At 58.9% G+C, this 2,207-nt stretch carries 1 pseudogene; it reads right to left on the reverse strand.

Annotation, left to right across the window (positions count from 1 at the left end):
- Positions 1–55 precede the first annotated feature (55 nt).
- Positions 56–2,207, reverse strand: a pseudogene (locus ACP5J3_RS13445) (hypothetical protein); the annotation flags it as partial.

Here is a 2,207-nt window from a genome sequence, read left to right on the forward strand (position 1 = left end):
GGGTGAAGTTCAGCCTCCCCCTGAAGTAGAGGAAGCGCTCCGGCTGGCCCATCCGCTACGAGGTGCGCCAGACGCTTCCGTTCCTAACAGCGTCTGCCTGCACCCAGATCTCCACGTCGGCGCTGAAAGCGGTCTCGTTGAGGCTCTGCGGCACTACGTACAGGATGTAGGCCCTCCCCGGCAGGGCGTACTGGTCCAGGTAGCCGATCAACATGTTTGATGTGCCGTAGCAGTACACCCCGCTACACGGCACCACCGGCACCAGCCAGATAATCACCTCCCCGCTGTAGGTAGGCGGAGGCGGATAGCACCAGGGGGGCGGGTTAGGCTGACTGCAGGGATCTGGATTGCACCACTTCGGCGGGTTCGGCTGCTTGCAGGGGTCGGGGATCTCGGTGTTGTTGCCAGGCGGGGGCGGCTGGGGCGGCTTCATCACCGCGGGCTCCACCTCGCTACGCACCACGGAGCCGGGGGGCGCCGCTGGGGCGGCCCAGACGTCTCTGAGAGTGCTGACGTCGCCGTAGTCGGATATGCTGACTGATGTGATCCCGTCTTTGTTGTGCTTGCCGAGGTTGCGTAGTACAGTACCCGTCTCTTTATTTCCGAGCCAGAACTCCAGGGCTCTTACATTTAAGACGGCGGGACTGGGCGTATACGACGGCGTGTACGAGTTGATCTGAGGCACGGCGGAGCTGAAGCTAGCCAAGTAGTAGCCAACATGGTCGGGCCATATGCCGTATATGTTTGGAATCACCTCCTTGGGTATCGTCAAGTCGCCGATAGGCGTCTTGTAGACGTACGGAGTGTCGCCGAAGGTGATGGAGGCCATGGGAGTCAGCATTCTCCTTTCAAGCGGCTTGAGCTTGTCCTTTTTGTTCTCGTCTAGGGCCATATACACGAACGGCCAGCTCCCGCTCTTCACAGCAAACCAGGTGAAGAGGTCCTTAAGCGGGTCGACTTTGACGTAACACTGTCCATTATCACAGGAGGTGTCAAAGTCCATAGCGGGGACGATCTCTACGCCCTCAGTGCCTGACTTCACCTGTCCCTTCGACGTCATGAAGGTGAGGTCGAACTCGGCGCTGAACCTCGACTTAGATATGCCGCCGGCGGGGAAGTACCAGTACCCTTTGCCTGTGTTAGAGGCTACGCTGACGGAGTCCACATAGGCTTTGGTGTTGCCCTGCGGCACGGTGGTAACGTAGGCCACGGCGAAGGCCCAGCACGTGCTGTTCACCTTCGTGTATATGTGGGCGACTATGCCCCCGCCACGAAACTCTATATTCATCGCCTTTTCGACGAGGCGTGTTAGGTAGAGGTTCGCCTCACTATTCTTCCCGGGGCCCGCACTCTGCAGGTACTCCGGCTTGAATTGCACTCCTACAGGTGTAGCGTCCCTAGGCTTGCACGTCGTTGGGTCGTAGCCTACGTAGACGTTCCACTGTCCCCCCTCCAGCACCATGGAGAAGGTCTTAACCTCTATGTGCGGCGACGTCGGCCTGGGCGCCGCGACTTGCACATCGCCCCACTTAGGCGGCAGGACGTGGAGGTCCGGGTCGAAGCGGAAGGGTATGCCCGTTGTTTCAATCGTAAAGTCGCCGCTGTCAGGCGCCGAGTTCACCTCGCCGCTCTTCTCCCCGAAGGTCCACTTCAGCGAAGTCTCGGGGTAGACCTGGGCCAGCTTGGCGGCTCCGCCAAGCCCCAAGTCTGCTATCATCTCTACCTTTGGAGACCCCTTTACGATGTACCACACGAACTCAAAGTAGTTGTCCTTCATGTAGACGTTCTCCGTGGTGCCCTCGGTGTTGGTGTTGTACTGCCCAGACTTCAGGTCGGACATCATCGTGAACTTAAGCTTATCCCCGGCTTTAAGGTATACGTGCTTCAGCTTCATGCGGTATGTGCCGAACTGGCTTTTGTCAGGCCTCTTCACCCAATAGTCGGCTCCGAAGTCGCCTGGCGAGACGGTGTTCTTGCCGTACCACGGGACGCTGAGCGTGCACGTGTACTCGTCCTGGTCCACTTCGTCCAGCACCTTCAGCCCGCACGACGTCTGGCCGGAAGTCCAGCCCACAGCCTTGAACTCCGATACGAAGCTCACAGTAGCAGTTGCAGTCCTCAGAAGCTGGGAGGGGTTGGACGCGTTGTAGTAGTAGCAGTTGTAGGTGTAGGTGTCAACCTTATACTTCCAGCTGGTAGGCGCGTTG

Source organism: Pyrobaculum sp., from assembly GCF_049971835.1.
Lineage (GTDB): Archaea > Thermoproteota > Thermoprotei > Thermoproteales > Thermoproteaceae > Pyrobaculum.